The organism is Pararhizobium arenae, assembly GCF_001931685.1.
GTDB lineage: Bacteria > Pseudomonadota > Alphaproteobacteria > Rhizobiales > Rhizobiaceae > Pararhizobium > Pararhizobium arenae.
Map to the genome: position 1 here is coordinate 239,718 of NZ_MOOY01000008.1, position 14,275 is coordinate 253,992.

Annotated in this window: 14 protein-coding genes; all 14 read left to right on the forward strand. The window is 59.4% G+C overall.

From position 1 onward, the window contains the following. The first annotated feature begins 147 nt into the window (after window positions 1-147). The 14 genes from BLX89_RS18875 to flgD all read left to right on the forward strand — a co-directional run bounded on the left by BLX89_RS18875 (window position 148) and on the right by flgD (window position 14,274). Window positions 148-1,107, forward strand: a complete 960-nt coding sequence (locus BLX89_RS18875; protein WP_075292492.1) for a flagellin N-terminal helical domain-containing protein — start codon at window positions 148-150, stop codon at window positions 1,105-1,107. Between the two features lie 337 nt (window positions 1,108-1,444). Beyond that, window positions 1,445-2,431 (forward strand): flagellin N-terminal helical domain-containing protein, encoded by a 987-nt coding sequence (locus BLX89_RS18880; protein WP_075292493.1) that lies wholly within the window; start codon window positions 1,445-1,447, stop codon window positions 2,429-2,431. A 436-nt stretch (window positions 2,432-2,867) separates the two neighbouring features. Further along, window positions 2,868-3,533, forward strand: coding sequence for a hypothetical protein (locus BLX89_RS18885; RefSeq protein WP_075292494.1), 666 nt, complete (start codon window positions 2,868-2,870; stop codon window positions 3,531-3,533). Continuing rightward, window positions 3,530-4,732: a flagellar motor protein MotB gene (locus BLX89_RS18890; RefSeq protein WP_075292495.1), complete on the forward strand. Its 1,203-nt coding sequence runs from the start codon at window positions 3,530-3,532 to the stop codon at window positions 4,730-4,732. The genes BLX89_RS18885 and BLX89_RS18890 overlap by 4 nt, the downstream gene beginning before the upstream one ends. 5 nt (window positions 4,733-4,737) lie before the next feature. Beyond that, window positions 4,738-6,045, forward strand: coding sequence for a chemotaxis protein MotC (gene motC, locus BLX89_RS18895; RefSeq protein WP_075292496.1), 1,308 nt, complete (start codon window positions 4,738-4,740; stop codon window positions 6,043-6,045). Then, the gene (gene fliK, locus BLX89_RS18900) at window positions 6,042-7,691 is read left to right on the forward strand and encodes a flagellar hook-length control protein FliK (RefSeq protein WP_075292497.1); all 1,650 of its coding nucleotides are present in this window, start codon (window positions 6,042-6,044) and stop codon (window positions 7,689-7,691) included. The genes motC and fliK overlap by 4 nt, the downstream gene beginning before the upstream one ends. Then, window positions 7,642-8,193: a transglycosylase SLT domain-containing protein gene (locus BLX89_RS18905; RefSeq protein WP_075292498.1), complete on the forward strand. Its 552-nt coding sequence runs from the start codon at window positions 7,642-7,644 to the stop codon at window positions 8,191-8,193. The genes fliK and BLX89_RS18905 overlap by 50 nt, the downstream gene beginning before the upstream one ends. 279 nt (window positions 8,194-8,472) lie before the next feature. Further along, window positions 8,473-9,144, forward strand: coding sequence for a transcriptional activator Rem (rem, locus tag BLX89_RS18910; RefSeq protein ID WP_075292499.1), 672 nt, complete (start codon window positions 8,473-8,475; stop codon window positions 9,142-9,144). A 114-nt stretch (window positions 9,145-9,258) separates the two neighbouring features. Beyond that, complete coding sequence (locus BLX89_RS18915) at window positions 9,259-10,467, forward strand: flagellar hook protein FlgE (protein WP_075292500.1); 1,209 nt, start codon at window positions 9,259-9,261, stop codon at window positions 10,465-10,467. A 20-nt stretch (window positions 10,468-10,487) separates the two neighbouring features. Beyond that, window positions 10,488-11,945 carry a flagellar hook-associated protein FlgK gene (flgK, locus tag BLX89_RS18920; protein WP_075292501.1) on the forward strand — a complete coding sequence of 486 codons (1,458 nt, stop codon included), beginning with the start codon at window positions 10,488-10,490 and terminating at the stop codon, window positions 11,943-11,945. A 2-nt stretch (window positions 11,946-11,947) separates the two neighbouring features. Then, on the forward strand, window positions 11,948-13,030 hold the full coding sequence (locus BLX89_RS18925; protein WP_075292502.1) for a flagellar hook-associated family protein: 1,083 nt from the start codon (window positions 11,948-11,950) through the stop codon (window positions 13,028-13,030). 40 nt (window positions 13,031-13,070) lie between these two features. Further along, the gene (flaF, locus tag BLX89_RS18930; protein WP_075292503.1) at window positions 13,071-13,418 is read left to right on the forward strand and encodes a flagellar biosynthesis regulator FlaF; all 348 of its coding nucleotides are present in this window, start codon (window positions 13,071-13,073) and stop codon (window positions 13,416-13,418) included. Then, window positions 13,415-13,864 carry a flagellar biosynthesis repressor FlbT gene (flbT, locus tag BLX89_RS18935; RefSeq protein WP_075292504.1) on the forward strand — a complete coding sequence of 150 codons (450 nt, stop codon included), beginning with the start codon at window positions 13,415-13,417 and terminating at the stop codon, window positions 13,862-13,864. The genes flaF and flbT overlap by 4 nt, the downstream gene beginning before the upstream one ends. Then, on the forward strand, window positions 13,855-14,274 hold the full coding sequence (gene flgD / locus BLX89_RS18940) for a flagellar hook assembly protein FlgD (RefSeq protein ID WP_075292505.1): 420 nt from the start codon (window positions 13,855-13,857) through the stop codon (window positions 14,272-14,274). Before flbT ends, flgD begins: the two co-directional genes overlap by 10 nt. Window position 14,275 lies beyond the last annotated feature (1 nt).

Sequence of the window (14,275 nt, forward strand, 5' to 3'; positions counted from 1 at the left end):
TTTAACCATGTTGGTGTTTTCTATGCCCATCGAAACAGCGGGTTAACCACGAAATTTAACGTGTTAGCAGGCATGAAGCTGGCCGCTGTTTCCCGGTAACGACCGGAGTGCCCTCCAATTTTATCTGTTCAAAAGGGGCAGTTTACGATGACGAGCATTCTTACCAATTCCGCCGCCATGGCGGCACTTTCCACGCTGCGTTCGATCAATGACGGCATGGAAACCACCCAAGGCCGCGTCTCCTCCGGTCTGCGTGTCGAAACCGCCGCTGACAACGCAGCTTACTGGTCGATCGCAACGACCATGAAGTCGGACAACAAGGCGCTCTCGACGGTTCAGGACGCACTCGGCCTCGGCGCTGCCAAGACCGACACGGCTTACACCGGCCTGGAAAACTCGATCGAGATCATTTCCGAAATCAAGGCAAAGCTGGTCGCTGCTCGCGAACCGGGCGTTGACAAGGAAAAGATCAACAAGGAACTGACCGAACTGAAGAACCAGCTGAGCTCGGTTGCCCAGTCGGCTTCGTTCTCGGGCGAAAACTGGCTCTACAACGAAAGCACCGACGCTCTCGGCACCCGCGAGATGGTCGGTTCGTTCACCCGCGCTGCAGACGGCACTGTCGCTGTCGGCGTTCTGAGCTTCGATGCTTCCACCTCGGTTCTGATCGACACCAACGACGTTGACCTCGGCCAGCTGACCAAGGGCGTTGAAGTTGTTCAGCCGGACACCACCACGACTGCCGATGCGACCTACTACCTGATCGAAGTCGATGGCGCGACCCACACGGGCGACCTGATCGAACTGGCTTCGGACACGGCTGACGACAACATCGAAGGCATGATCAGCGCCGTTGACGCGATGCTGACCTCGTTGACCGATGCTGCCGCAACGCTCGGCGCCACCAACACCCGCATCTCGATGCAGGACGACTTCATGGCCGACCTCATGGACGTTATCGAAAAGGGCGTTGGCCGCCTCGTCGATGCCGACATGAACGAAGAATCGACCCGCCTCAAGGCTCTGCAGACCCAGCAGCAGCTCGGCATCCAGGCGCTGTCGATCGCCAACTCCAACTCGGAAAACATCCTGTCGCTCTTCCGTTAATCGGACAGGGACCGGACATCCGGCGACACGCGCTAATCGTGTCGCTCTCCATGAGGCCGCACCTTTCCGAGGTGCGGCCTTAATTTTTTTAAGCCCTCGAAACGTGCAGTTCGACGCTGGTTCGCGTTAAGCTTTTGGCAGGACATATTTATTTTCGTTTATGGAGATTACCGACTTGCTAACGTGTTTAACTGTTTGTTAACCATAGCATCGTTAAGTGTTCCTTAAGAGCGATAGACTGTCCCTTGGGCGAATTTGGGCAGTTTGCATGATGCTGGTTCTGTCGCTGCCGGTCTTTTTCCGGAATGCTCCCCCAAACGAACCAGGGCAATGACCAATGACCAGCATCATGACCAACACGGCCGCCATGGCCGCGCTCCATACTTTGCGTTCCATCAACAACAATATGGAAGAAGTGCAGGCCCGCATTTCGTCGGGTTATCGCGTCGAGACCGCTGCCGACAACGCGGCTTACTGGTCCATCGCGACGACGATGCGCTCCGACAACGCAGCTCTTTCGACCGTGCAGGATGCCCTCGGACTGGGCGCCGCGAAGGTCGATACATCCTATTCCGCTATGAGCGCCTCCATCGATCTGGTTTCCGAGATCAAGGCCAAGCTCGTCGCAGCGCGCGAACCGGGCGTCGACAAGACCAAGATCAACAAGGAACTGGCCGAGCTGAAGGCACAGCTCGCCTCGGCCGCCGAATCGGCCTCCTTCTCGGGTGAGAACTGGCTCTACAACGAAAGCACCGACGCTGTCGGCACCAAGTCCATCGTGGCATCGTTCAACCGCTCGACCAGCGGCAATGTCTCGGTATCGACCCTCGATTACGACACCTCGACCTCCATCCTCATCGACGTCGAAGATACCGCCCGCGGTCAGCTGACCAGGGGCATCGAAGTCGTGCAGCCGGATACGATCACCGACCCGGCCGTGCCGACGACTGCGGACGCGACCTATCATCTGATCTACGTCGACGGCAGCACGGCGCCGACGGATTCCAAGCTGATCGAACTGGGCACCGACACCACCGACGACGATATCGACGGCATGATCAGCGCGGTCGATGCCATCCTCAGCACGCTGACCGATTCGGCAGCGACGCTCGGCGCGATCACCAGCCGCATCGACATGCAGGAAGATTTCGTCGCCAATCTCATGGACGTCATCGACAAGGGCGTGGGCCGTCTGGTCGATGCCGACATGAACGAGGAATCGACCCGGCTCAAGGCGCTCCAGACCCAGCAGCAGCTTGGCGTGCAGTCCCTGTCGATCGCCAACACCAATTCCGAAAACATCCTGCGTCTCTTCCAGCAGTAAGACGCAGCGCGGCGCGCGGGCCGGTAACAGCCGGACACGCCGCCTCCCGGGCACTGTTCTCAAGCGCCCGTCACGCATTCCGCCTTCGCCGCCGGTCATCGGCGTTGGTGGATCGGTTGGACCGCATCGATTGCCCAGGTGCGGTCCAACACCCTACATTTTCGCGCAAGTTTGACCCGATAGTCTCCTCCCGCAGCCATTGCATGCCGGCTGTCAGCGCAAGATGAAGCTTTCGCTGCCGCGTGTGCCTCAACCGGCACGGATTGAAAATGTGCGGACCAGACGGGCGGCCAGCCGCCAGGGGTCCTCAAGGAGACATCGCCGCAGTGTCACGGTCGTATCTTATCCGGCTTGAAGGCCATTTGCCGTCTCGAACGATCGACCCCGCGCATCCGTTTGCCGGATCGCTGCGGGATTGCCTCGCCGGAGGCCGCCCATGACCGCATCTCTCTCCCGATACCTCAAGGATTTCAGCGCCCCGAAAATGGAAATGGCGATGATCCCTCCGAAATATTTCCCCGAGCTTGACGATGTCATGCCGACAAAGGGCGTCGTGGCGATCAGCCCGCCGGCGCCGCCTGCGCAGCCGCAGATCGATATCGAGGCAGAACGCCGCGCCGCTTTCGAGGAAGGCCGGCATCAGGCGGAGAAGGAACTGGAAGCAACCCATACCGCCGCCATGGTTGCCCTTGAAGAGCGGCATGCGACGGAGATGGAAGCCTTAAAGACGCGCTGCGAAAACGAAGTCGCGGCGATGATCTTCGATCGCTTCTCCGACATGGGCTCGCAGCTGGCCGATATCTTCGGCGATCAGGTCGCGCGGGCGCTGGCACCGGTCATCGAGGGCGCGCTGGTGGAAAAGGCCGTCGCCGATCTCGGTCGCCTCGTGCGCCAGACGATAGCACACGGCGAAGCCTGCAAAATCACGGTCAAGGGCACGAAGGATCTGTTCGAGGCGCTGAAGACGCATCTCGATGACGAAACCCTGACATTCAGACATATCGAAACGGCCGACATCGATCTCTCGGTCGAATTCGGCGATTCCATTCTGGTGACGAGAATGGCGGCGTGGGCGGACACCGTCCGGAAGGTGCTTGCATGAGCGACAACGAGAGCCATCACCACGGCAAGAACGAAATCATCATCATCAAGCGTCATGGCAATCACGAACATGGCCATCACGGTGGCGCATGGAAGATCGCCTATGCCGACTTCATGACGGCGATGATGGCGTTCTTCCTCGTCATGTGGCTTATCAATGCCGCAAACCCGAAGACGAAGGCGGCCCTGGCATCTTATTTCAACCCGGTTCAGCTCACCGATTCGAAACCGTCCGAAAAGGGTGTGAAACAGCCGGCCAAGGACGCCAAGGGCGAGAACGATCAGGCGAAATCCAAGGTCGATGGCGATCAGGACAAGACCGGCGGCTCGGCCAAGAACGGCGAAGACCAGGCCGCTACCTCCGGTGAGGAAACCAAGTATTCGGATGCCGATTTCTTCGAGAACCCGTATTCGGTTCTCTCCGAGATCGCGCAGGATAGCGGCCTCCAGGCAAACATCAGCACCAAGGGCGACGGTGGCGCCGCCGATTCTGGCCCGGCAACCGGGGCCGATGGCGGTGAGGCCTATCGTGATCCCTTCGATCCGGATTTCTGGACCAAGCAGGTCGAGCTGAAGAACGCCGAGAAGGGTGGTCTGAGCGCCGAGGACATGCCGGGCAACGGTCAGGATGCCGGCGTCAGGAATGATGATGGCAAGACCGAGTTGGCGATGAACGGAAAGGCACCGGAGGAAGGGGAGGCCCCGCAAAAGACGGCTGAACTGAAGTCCGACGAAAAGTCCGCCGAAGAACTGAAAGCCGAAATCCAGAAGGAGATCGGTGGCGCGGCCGGCAAGCTCGCCGAGGGCCTGCTGGTAACGCCGACGGAAGGGGGGCTGCTCGTGACGATCAGCGAGCAGTCGGATGCGCCGATGTTCGGTCTCGGCTCGGCCGTTCCCGAAGGGACGATGGTGGCTGCCATGGAAAAGATCGGCAAGCTTCTCTCGGAACGCAGCAAGGGCGCCGTCGCCATTCGCGGCCATACGGACGGTCGTCCCTTCAAGAGCGGCAACTATGACAACTGGCGCCTGTCGTCGGCGCGCGCGCAGAGCGCCTATTACATGCTGGTTCGGGGCGGGCTCGACGAAAAGCGCGTGAGCCAGATCAGCGGTTTCGCCGATAAGCGCCTGCAAGTTCCCAACGATCCGAACGCGCCGCAGAACCGCCGTATCGAAATTCTTCTGCAAACGGATCAGGGCTGAACGTCATGTTGAAGGCTTTTCGCGCATTTTTGTTATGTGCCTGCGTGGGCGGCATGCTGCCGGTCGGGCTCGCCCATGGCGAGGATGGCGAGAACCTGCCGCCCTACAAGATGCTGCGCTCCCTGCAGCATATCCAGGATTCCATTGTTCTGGGGGATCACAAGGCTGCCGAGATGCAGCGCTTCATGCTGGGCGCCATTGACAAGCGGCTGCGCGAGGCCGACGTCAAGGTGTTCGATGATCCGCGCAACGTCGATGCCGCGTTGATCTATGCGATGAGCGGCGGCAATCCCGCGACATTGTCCTATCTCGTGTCGCGCGACATCAGCGGCAACTTCGATACGCGCATCACCGATGCGCTGGTCCATTATCTCGGCGGCAAGGGAGGTCTGGTCGTCGAACAGTTGAGCAAGGCCATTCCGGAATACAGGAATGCCAGGATCGGGCCGTATCTCTATCTCATCTTGGGCAATGCCACCGCGCAGCAGGACCCGAAGACCTCGCTCAAATATTACGACTGGGCACGTCTGGTCGCACCGGGCACGAATATCGAGGAGGCAGCACTTCGTCGGTCTCTGGTCATTGCCACGCGCCAGAAGGTGATAGACAAGGGTTTTTCCTATTCGCTGTCCTATGCTCGCCGCTTCTTGACCTCGCCCTATGCGAGCCAGTTCGCCGATGTCTTCGTCGAGCTTGCGGTCGATAACTATAATGACGAGACGGAAAGCAAACTGCAGGAAATCCTGTCCTTCATGGATGCGCCGCGACAGCGCGAGGTTTATCTGCGGATCGCGCGCCGTGCTGCCATCGGCGGTATGGCGGGTCTGACCCGGCTGTCCACGGAACGGGCAGAAGCATTGTCGTTAGGTGAGGCCGATGCCCAGCCCAAGGCGCTTGCCAGCCTTTATTCCGGTCTTGTCGATGTCCCTTCCGATGGCATTCTGAAGGCTGTCGAAAACATCAGTGCGATCCCCGATGCGGAGCTTTCCCCCCGCGATCGCGCGCTTCGAGATGCGGCGCGTGCCGTTGCCGACGAAGTGTTGCGGCGGCCCACGGCAGAAAGCCTGACACAAGCGACCGCTCCTAAACTAGAACCGGAAATCGCAGAAAAAGAGGACGATCCATCGACGGGTAGCGGCGAGAGCCCTTTTGCCGCGCAGACCCCGGTCGAGGCCGAACAGCCTTCCAAGACGGCGCCCGATGAGCAGGTCGCGGCAAGCGAACCTGATGACCCGGGCTTCGATTCCTTCGTGAGCGCGGGCCGTTCGAAGCTTGATGAGATCGATTCTCTCCTGAAGGGAGTGACACAGTGACGTTTGTGGATGACAGTCTGACGGGAACCGTTCCGTTACGCGGCGGCAAATCCGGTGGTAAGGGCGCCAAACAGGCGGAGATCGCTGCCCAGAAGGATGCCTTCAACCAGGCCTTTTCCGACGCCGGAAAGAAGCAGCCGCAGATATCCATCCGCGATAAGTTCGGCGCAGACGGCACGGAGACGCAGAGCCGGATCAGCATTCAGAGTCCGGTCCAGAATGGCACCGCGATGACCTCCAACACGGAAACGGCAATCGCTGCCGATACTGACGGCGGTGATTTTCAGCTTCCCGTCGAGCCGGCCACTGGTGAGCCTGCGCCGTTGGAACTGCCCGAGGAGTTTCGGCAGGTGGAAGCCGAGCCCCAGGCCGATCCCGCCCCCCAGCTTGACAAAAAGATCCCGCTGAACAGCGAAGGCGCTTCCCGTTCTGACCTGGCAAAAGCAAGGGCAGAGGCAATCGCCGCTCTTGCCGGTGACGAGGCCGAGCAGATTCAGATCCCCGTCGATCCCGAAGCATCGTCGGGCGACGTGCCCGCAATAGACGCCGACGTCGTGCGCAAGCTTGCCGATCTGTTCAAGGAGCGCCAGGCCGAGATGACAAAGTCGAGCGCAAGCGGAAAGCCAAGCGCAGGCAAGGAAAAGGCCGACAGCGAAAACACCGAAGCTGCTGTTGCGGCCTCGACGGACGTGGATCAACTGCTGGTCATGCTGGGCGCTGCCCAGGCGCAGGTGGAGCAGTCGGAAGCCCCGACGCAGACAAGTTCTGCCTTGAGCGAGTTCCAGGCCTTGGCCGAACGCGCCGGCAAGGCCAAGCCCGTATCGAAGGAGGCTGATGCTGCCACGAAGGCCGGCGCGGCTACCAACGCGGCGACGCATACGGCGACACATGGAGTTGAAACCACAGATGTTCCTGCCGCGGAGGCCAAGGTCGAGGCCGATCAGGTGTTCCGTTTCGCCCGCGCTGACGGCAAGGGGCAGGAGGTCTCGATCTCCATCGGCGCTGACGGCGACAAGGCGACGATCGACACCGGTGGTACGCCTGCGGCTAAGGCCGAGACCGTTACCGTGCTGGAGGCCCGTCGCTATCTCGGCATCGCGCCAAGCAGCAACGCGCAGGCTGTGACGACGGCGATTGCCGGCGATGCGGAATGGGCGCAGTCGATCCAGCAGACCTCCGCGACAGGCAACACCACGCAGCAGCAGGCGACCGGCAAGGTTCTCAACACCTTGAAGATCCAGATGCACCCGATCGATCTCGGCATGGTCACGGTCACGCTGCGGCTGAAAGACGACGAACTGCAGGTCGATCTGAAGGTGGAGACCGGCGACGCCTTCCGCCAGCTCCGCGACGACCAGGGCGACATCGTCAAGGCTCTGCGTGCCCAAGGCTTCGCTGTCGACAAGGTAAACGTCGTCTTCAACGCGCCGGATAGCAACAACGGTGCGCAGCAACAGCAGCAGCCCCAGGCCGGCGGTCAGCAGGCGGGACGTGAAGCGTCCGCCGGCGGCAGCGGCGCCCAGGGCCGGGAGCAGCGGGGCAACAGCGGAAATGAACAGTCGCAAGGCGAGCGGTGGACGGCAAATGAAACGACTGGTGAACCATCTGCTGCTGACGCGGGCCGTTCTGGGAACGTTTATATCTGAGGCTGAGGCGAGTACCGGCGTCTGCGAAAGCGAAATCATCGCGGCCGCCGCCAAGTACAACGTGCCCCCCGGTATCCTCTATTCCGTCGGCCTGACGGAGACCGGGCGCAAGGGGTCGCTCCAGCCTTATGCGATGAATATCGAGGGCAAGGCCTATTTTGAAAGCAGCGCCGGCGATGTGCTGGCGCGGTTTTCCAATGCGCGGTCACAGGGTGCAAAGCTGATCGACCTCGGTTGCATGCAGATAAATTACCACTTTCACGGCGAAAATTTTGCCTCCCCGGGCGACATGCTCGACCCGAAAAAGAACGTGGAATATGCGGCGCGCTTCCTTGCAAACCTCCATTCCAGGCATGAAACCTGGACCATGGCCGTCGCACGTTATCATGCCGGCCCGAACAATGACCCCGCCCAGAAAAAATATGTCTGCCGGGTCATCGCCAATCTGGTGGCAACGGGCTATGGCAAGTGGACGCCAAATGCGTCAGCTTTCTGCAAATAACAACTACAAGTTGTCATTTGAGGCGGTTCGTGAGCGAACTCGAATTGTGTCGCAAGTTTGGCACAAGCCTCGTTGCAAGGCCATTTCTGGGCACTTGTTAACGTTTCCACATGATTTTTAGCGTCTCATTTTGATCCACCTACTAGATGTAGATCAAATCGGCACGGGTTAGTTAATCTAGTATTAATTCCCGCCTGTGAGTTTCCATAGTTCCAAAAAAGGCACCAGATTCGTACCTCTTGCTCATCGAAAATACGATGCTGATTCGGAGGCGGACGAATGATCGTAGTGGTTGATGAGCGTGAGCTCGTAAAAGATGGTTACACTTCTCTTTTTGGACGGGAGGGCGTGCCCTCCACGGGGTTTGATCCCAAGGAATTTGGCGACTGGGTCGCGACGGCCGCGGACACCGATATTGATGCGGTCGAAGCATTCCTGATCGGTCAGGGCGAACGGGCGATGACATTGCCCCGTGCGATCCGGGACCGCTCCACGGCACCGGTGATCGCCATCAGCGACACCCCGTCGCTGGAAACAACGCTGGCCTTCTTTGACTGCGGCGTCGATGACGTCGTGCGCAAGCCGGTTCATCCCCGCGAAATCCTTGCACGTGCAGCGGCCATCCGCCGTCGCCTCAAGGCCCTTGCCAATTACACAGACATTGGTTCCATCCGTGTCTATTCCGATGGTCGCGATCCGGAAATCCAGGGCGAAGTTTTCGCACTTCCCCGCCGTGAACGTCGCATCCTGGAATACTTGGTCGCCAACCGCGGCCGCCGTGTCTCCAAGACCCAGATTTTCAACGCGATCTACGGCATCTTCGATGAAGACGTCGAAGAGAATGTCGTCGAAAGCCACATCAGCAAGTTGCGCAAGAAACTGCGCAAGAAACTCGGCGTCGATCCGATCGATTCCAAGCGTTTCCTCGGCTACTGCATCGACTGGGAATAGGCGACGGCCAAAAGGTCGTCGCCGGATGTGGCGGCATCCGGTCCGACCTTCAAGACAGGTTCACGCAAGGCCCATCTTCTAGTCTTGCGATAACGAGTAAAACGAGGATCGGACATGAGTCTTTACGGAATGATGAGAACCGGCGGCTCCGGGATGAATGCACAGGCCAACCGCCTGAGCACCGTCGCCGAGAACATCGCCAACGCCAACACCACCGGCTACAAGCGCGCTTCCACCGAATTTTCCTCGATGATCCTGCCCTCGAGCAACGGCTCGTACAATTCGGGCGGCGTCGAAACATCGGTGCGTTACTCGATCTCTGACGAAGGTGCCAAGGTGTACACCACCTCGGCCTCCGACCTCGCCCTCGACGGCGGCGGTTTCTTCATCGTTTCCGGCGCCAACGGCCAGGAATACCTGACCCGCGCCGGCGCATTTACCCAGGATAGCGAAGGCAATCTGGTCAACTCGGCCGGTTACACGCTGATGGGATACGAATACACCGAAGGCGTCGACCCGACGGTCGTCGTCAACGGCTTCGACGGTCTGAGCGAAGTCAATCTCTCCTCGGACGGTCTCGTCGCAAAGGGCTCCACCACGGGCTCGATGGGCGCCAACCTGCCCTCCGGCGCCGCCAATGGCGATATCTCCACGACGTCGCTGATCGTTTACGACAGCCAGGGCAACACCCGAATCCTCGATTTCAACTACGAGAAAACCTCGGACAACAACTGGTCGCTGGAAATCGTTGACCGCGAAAGCGGCACGTCCCTCGCGACCCAGGCCCTGGCCTTCGATGCCGATGGCGTGTTGACGACAACGCCGACGACGGTGACAACTGCGGCGATGACCGGCATTGCCGGCACCGGCGCCGACCTCGGCGCGATCGAGATCGATCTCACCAAGACCACCCAGCTCGGCTACAAGTTCAATCCGGATGGCGGCTCGATCGATGGCAACGCGCCGAGCAAGGTCGCGGGCTTCCAGATCGACGACGACGGTATCGTTTACGTCAAGTACGAAAACGGCAAGCTCGATCCGCGTTACCGCATCGCGCTCGCCAACGTGCAGAGCCCTGACAACCTTATCCCGCAGTCCGGCAACGTTTATTCGCAGGGTGTGGAATCGGGCGTCATCGTCACGGGCTTCGCCGGTTCCGGCGACTTCGGCTCTGTCATCTCCGGCGCGTTGGAAAGCTCCAACGTCGATATCGCCGAGGAACTGACGTCGATGATCGAATCCCAGCGCAGCTACACCGCAAACTCCAAGGTTTTCCAGACCGGCTCGGAACTTCTCGACGTTCTGGTCAACCTGAAGCGGTAACCTAAGTACAGGCTGATTCAATGTCTCTGTCCTCTGCACTCATTTCGGCTCAATCGGTCTTCACCACGACAGGTCAGCAGACCGCGATCGTATCGAAGAACATCGCGAATGCGAGCAACGCCGATTATGCACGCCGTCTGGCGCTGATGGGGACAAGCCTCAACGGAGCGCAGGTTCTCTCGATCCAGCGCTCCCAGAACGAAGCGTTGCTGAAGCAGAATATTGTGAGCATCTCGCAGTCTTCTGCCCAGAGCACGCTGCTTTCCGGCCTGACGACACTGAAAAGTGCGCTGGGCGGCAACGACTACGAAATGGCGCCATCCACGTATCTGGCGTCATTTCGCGATGCCCTGCAGACCTACGCATCGACCCCCGGCAACAGCACGATCGCGGCGACCGTTGTCTCCGCGGCCGGCGACCTCGTGACGTCGCTGAACAAGACGTCGGCTGCCGTGCAGGATATGCGGCTCGATTCCGACAAGGAAATCGCAACTTCCGTCGCAACCTTGAACGGCCTGCTGTCGGATTTCGAAACCGTCAACACTGCGGTTCAGAGCGCGATCGGTACAGGCAGCGATCCGAGCGATGCGCTGGACCAGCGCGACAAGATCCTGAAGCAGATTTCCGAGATCGTCGGTATCTCTACGGTGACGCGCGGCAGCGGCGATACCGTCATCTATACCTCCGACGGCACGGTTCTCTTCGAAAACAAGGCCCGACAGGTCACCTTCACGCCGACCTCCGGCTTTGATGCCTCGACAAGCGGAAACGGCGTCTATGTGGACGGTGTTCCACTCGCCGCGGGTACGGGCGGAAACACATCGGGTGAGGGCAAGCTCGCCGCTCTCCTGCAGCTGCGCGACGAAATTGCGCCGCAGTACCAGACTCAGCTCGACGAAATCGCCCGCGGCCTCGTGACGCTTTTCCAGGAAGGCGATCCGAGCGGCACGCCGGCTGTGCCCTACGCGCCGGGCCTCTTTACGTACACGACCAGCACGCCGCCGGCGACCGTTCCGACGGCGGGTACCGTCGAGCCGGGGCTTGCTGCCAGCCTGATCGTCAATCCGTTGGCGAAGGATAATCCGGAGATGATCCGCGACGGCGGCTTCAATGGCGTGATCGCGAACACGGACAACGCTTCGGGCTTCTCCGACCTTCTGGACGGTTTCATTGATGCCTTCGATGGCGATCTGGATTTCGACGCGACGACGGGGCTTGATCCGCAAACGACGATTTCGAGCTACGCCACCGCCTCGGTGGGCTGGCTGGAACAGCTGCGCAGCGATGCTTCGACTGCAAACGACAACAAGACCGCTCTGCTTTCGCGAACTGCGGAAGCGCTTAGCAACGAAACCGGCGTCAGCATGGACGAGGAACTGTCCCTGCTTCTGGACCTTGAGCAGTCCTACAAGGCATCGGCCAAACTGGTTAGTACCGTGGACGCCATGATGGCGGCCCTTCTTGAAGCTGTGGGGTAATCATGAAAACGTCGTTCGTTTCCAATCTGGCCATCCAGAATGCGATGAGGCTCACGATCCAGCAGAGCCAGACGGAAGTCGTGAAGCTGGAGCTGGAAGTAACGACAGGTCGTCACGCCGATGTTGGCGTCGCCCTCGGCGGCGCTGCTTCGAAATCGCTCGACCTGCAGCGCGAGCTTGCGCGCATGACGACGCTGACCGAAACCAACTCCGTCGTTACGCAACGCCTTTCCGCTTCCCAGGAAGCCCTGACCTCGATTTCCGATGCCGCCCAGTCGACGATGGAAGCGCTGATTGCGCTCAGCGGCAGCGATTCCGCCGACCAGCTCGCGATCGCCAAGACCGAAGTCACCAACTCGATGTCTATCTTCAACTCTGCGATCAACACGTCCTTCAACGGCGAGTTCCTGTTTTCCGGCATCAACACCGACGTAAAGCCGGTTGCCGATTACAATGATCCCGCGGGTTCGGCGGCCAAGGCCGCGTTCGATACGGCATTGAACAATTTCATGGCGGCGCAGGCCCCGCCGCTGTCGTCGATGAACGAGTTCACGACGGCGCAGATGACTGACTTTATCGAGAATACTCTCGAGCCGATGTATCTCGATACCGATCCAGCGACCGGCGACCAGTCGCAATGGACAACGGATTGGTCGAGTGCGTCCGACCAGACGATGACAAGCCGGATTTCAACGACCGAGGTGGTGCCCAGCTCCACGACGGCCAATTCGGAAGGCATACGTAAGTTCGCGCTTGCAAACGTCATCGCTTACGAACTGCTCGGTGCGGACGTTTCCTCCGAGGTTCGCAGCCTGGTCAGCCAGAAGACCGTTGGCTACATCGGCGAGGCTATCTCGGGCATCGATGCGCAGCGCAGCGCGCTTGGCATCTCTGAATCGCGCGTCGAGAAGGCGAACACATCGCTCGAAGCGCAGATCAAGCTCGTCAAAACAAACATTTCGGATCTTGAAGGTGTCGATACCTACGAGGCATCGACCCGGATGAATACGCTTTTGACCCAGATCGAGACCTCTTACACGCTGACCTCGAGGCTTCAGCAACTGAGCTTGATCAACTTCCTCTGACGGGAAGCGGGCATGGGACAAACATGAAGGATGTCTTGGAATGTACCAGTTTTCATATGCCGAGATCATGGAAGACGGCGTTGCCGATTCCAAGGATCGCGAACGGCAGGTGCTCGATCGCTCGATCGCACTGCTCCGCGCTGCAAAGCAGCAGAGCGGTTATTCGCGGGAAGCAATTGAGGCGATCTACTACACGCGGCGCGTCTGGATAAGGTTTATCGAGGACTTGCGTGCCTCGGACAACCAGTTGAACGACGAACTGCGCGCTAATCTCATATCCATTGCCATCTGGATCCTGGGGGAGACGGAGAAAATCCGAAAACGTGAATCCTCCAATTTCCAGGGCATCATCGACATCACAACCATCATCAGGGATGGCCTCAAATGAAAAGCACACTGCGTATCTCGCTGAAATCGGGCGAACGGATTTTTGTAAACGGAGCGGTGTTGCGCGTCGACCGCAAGGTCGCTGTCGAGTTCCTGAATGATGTCACATTCCTTCTCGAGAACCATGTTCTCCAGCCGGAAGATGCAACGACGCCGCTCAAGCAGCTCTATTTCATCGCCCAGATGATCCTGATCAATCCGGAAGGCGCGGAACAGTCGACCAACATGTTCCGCAAGTCGGTGGTCATGCTCCTGAACTGCTTCAAGAACGAAGAAGTCATCGCCGAGCTGAAGCGTATCGACGGAATGGTTACCCAGGGTCGCGCTTTCGACGCGCTGAAGGCGATCCGTGGCCTCTATCCGATCGAGGATCGCATCCTCAACAATCAGGAAATGGCGCCTGCAACGATCGAACAGATTCGCAAGGAGATTGCACCATGGCGGTAAGCGGCGTCACTACCACGACATCCACGAGCTACGTTCCGACCACCTCGGCGACGGAATCGACCGCGGATGCGGAAAATGCCAGCTTGAACTACGACAGCTTCCTGAAGCTGCTCGTTGCGCAGATGAAGAACCAGGATCCGACCGATCCGATGAGTTCCTCCGAGCAGATCGCCCAGCTCGCGACCTTCTCGCAGGTGGAACAGACGATCAAGACGAACACCAATCTGGAAAGCCTGCTGCAGCGCACGTCGCTCAGCGAAGCAAACGCTGTCATCGGCAAGACCGTTACCAGCGCCGATGGCGAGACGTCTGGCGTCGTCAAGGAAGTGAAGCTATATTCCGATGGAATCGTAGCAGTGCTCGAAAACGGCGATGAACTCGTCGTCGGACCGGGCGTCACCATAAAGTGAT

Excerpts from the sequence above, each read along its gene's own strand:
- BLX89_RS18875 (WP_075292492.1), top strand. The coding sequence starts at position 148 with ATGACGAGCATTCTTACCAATTCCGCCGCCATGGCGGCACTTTCCACG.
- BLX89_RS18880 (WP_075292493.1), top strand. The coding sequence starts at position 1,445 with ATGACCAGCATCATGACCAACACGGCCGCCATGGCCGCGCTCCATACT.
- BLX89_RS18885 (WP_075292494.1), top strand. The coding sequence starts at position 2,868 with ATGACCGCATCTCTCTCCCGATACCTCAAGGATTTCAGCGCCCCGAAA.
- BLX89_RS18890 (WP_075292495.1), top strand. The coding sequence starts at position 3,530 with ATGAGCGACAACGAGAGCCATCACCACGGCAAGAACGAAATCATCATC.
- motC (WP_075292496.1), top strand. The coding sequence starts at position 4,738 with ATGTTGAAGGCTTTTCGCGCATTTTTGTTATGTGCCTGCGTGGGCGGC.
- rem (WP_075292499.1), top strand. The coding sequence starts at position 8,473 with ATGATCGTAGTGGTTGATGAGCGTGAGCTCGTAAAAGATGGTTACACT.
- BLX89_RS18915 (WP_075292500.1), top strand. The coding sequence starts at position 9,259 with ATGAGTCTTTACGGAATGATGAGAACCGGCGGCTCCGGGATGAATGCA.
- flgK (WP_075292501.1), top strand. The coding sequence starts at position 10,488 with ATGTCTCTGTCCTCTGCACTCATTTCGGCTCAATCGGTCTTCACCACG.
- BLX89_RS18925 (WP_075292502.1), top strand. The coding sequence starts at position 11,948 with ATGAAAACGTCGTTCGTTTCCAATCTGGCCATCCAGAATGCGATGAGG.
- flaF (WP_075292503.1), top strand. The coding sequence starts at position 13,071 with ATGTACCAGTTTTCATATGCCGAGATCATGGAAGACGGCGTTGCCGAT.
- flbT (WP_075292504.1), top strand. The coding sequence starts at position 13,415 with ATGAAAAGCACACTGCGTATCTCGCTGAAATCGGGCGAACGGATTTTT.
- flgD (WP_075292505.1), top strand. The coding sequence starts at position 13,855 with ATGGCGGTAAGCGGCGTCACTACCACGACATCCACGAGCTACGTTCCG.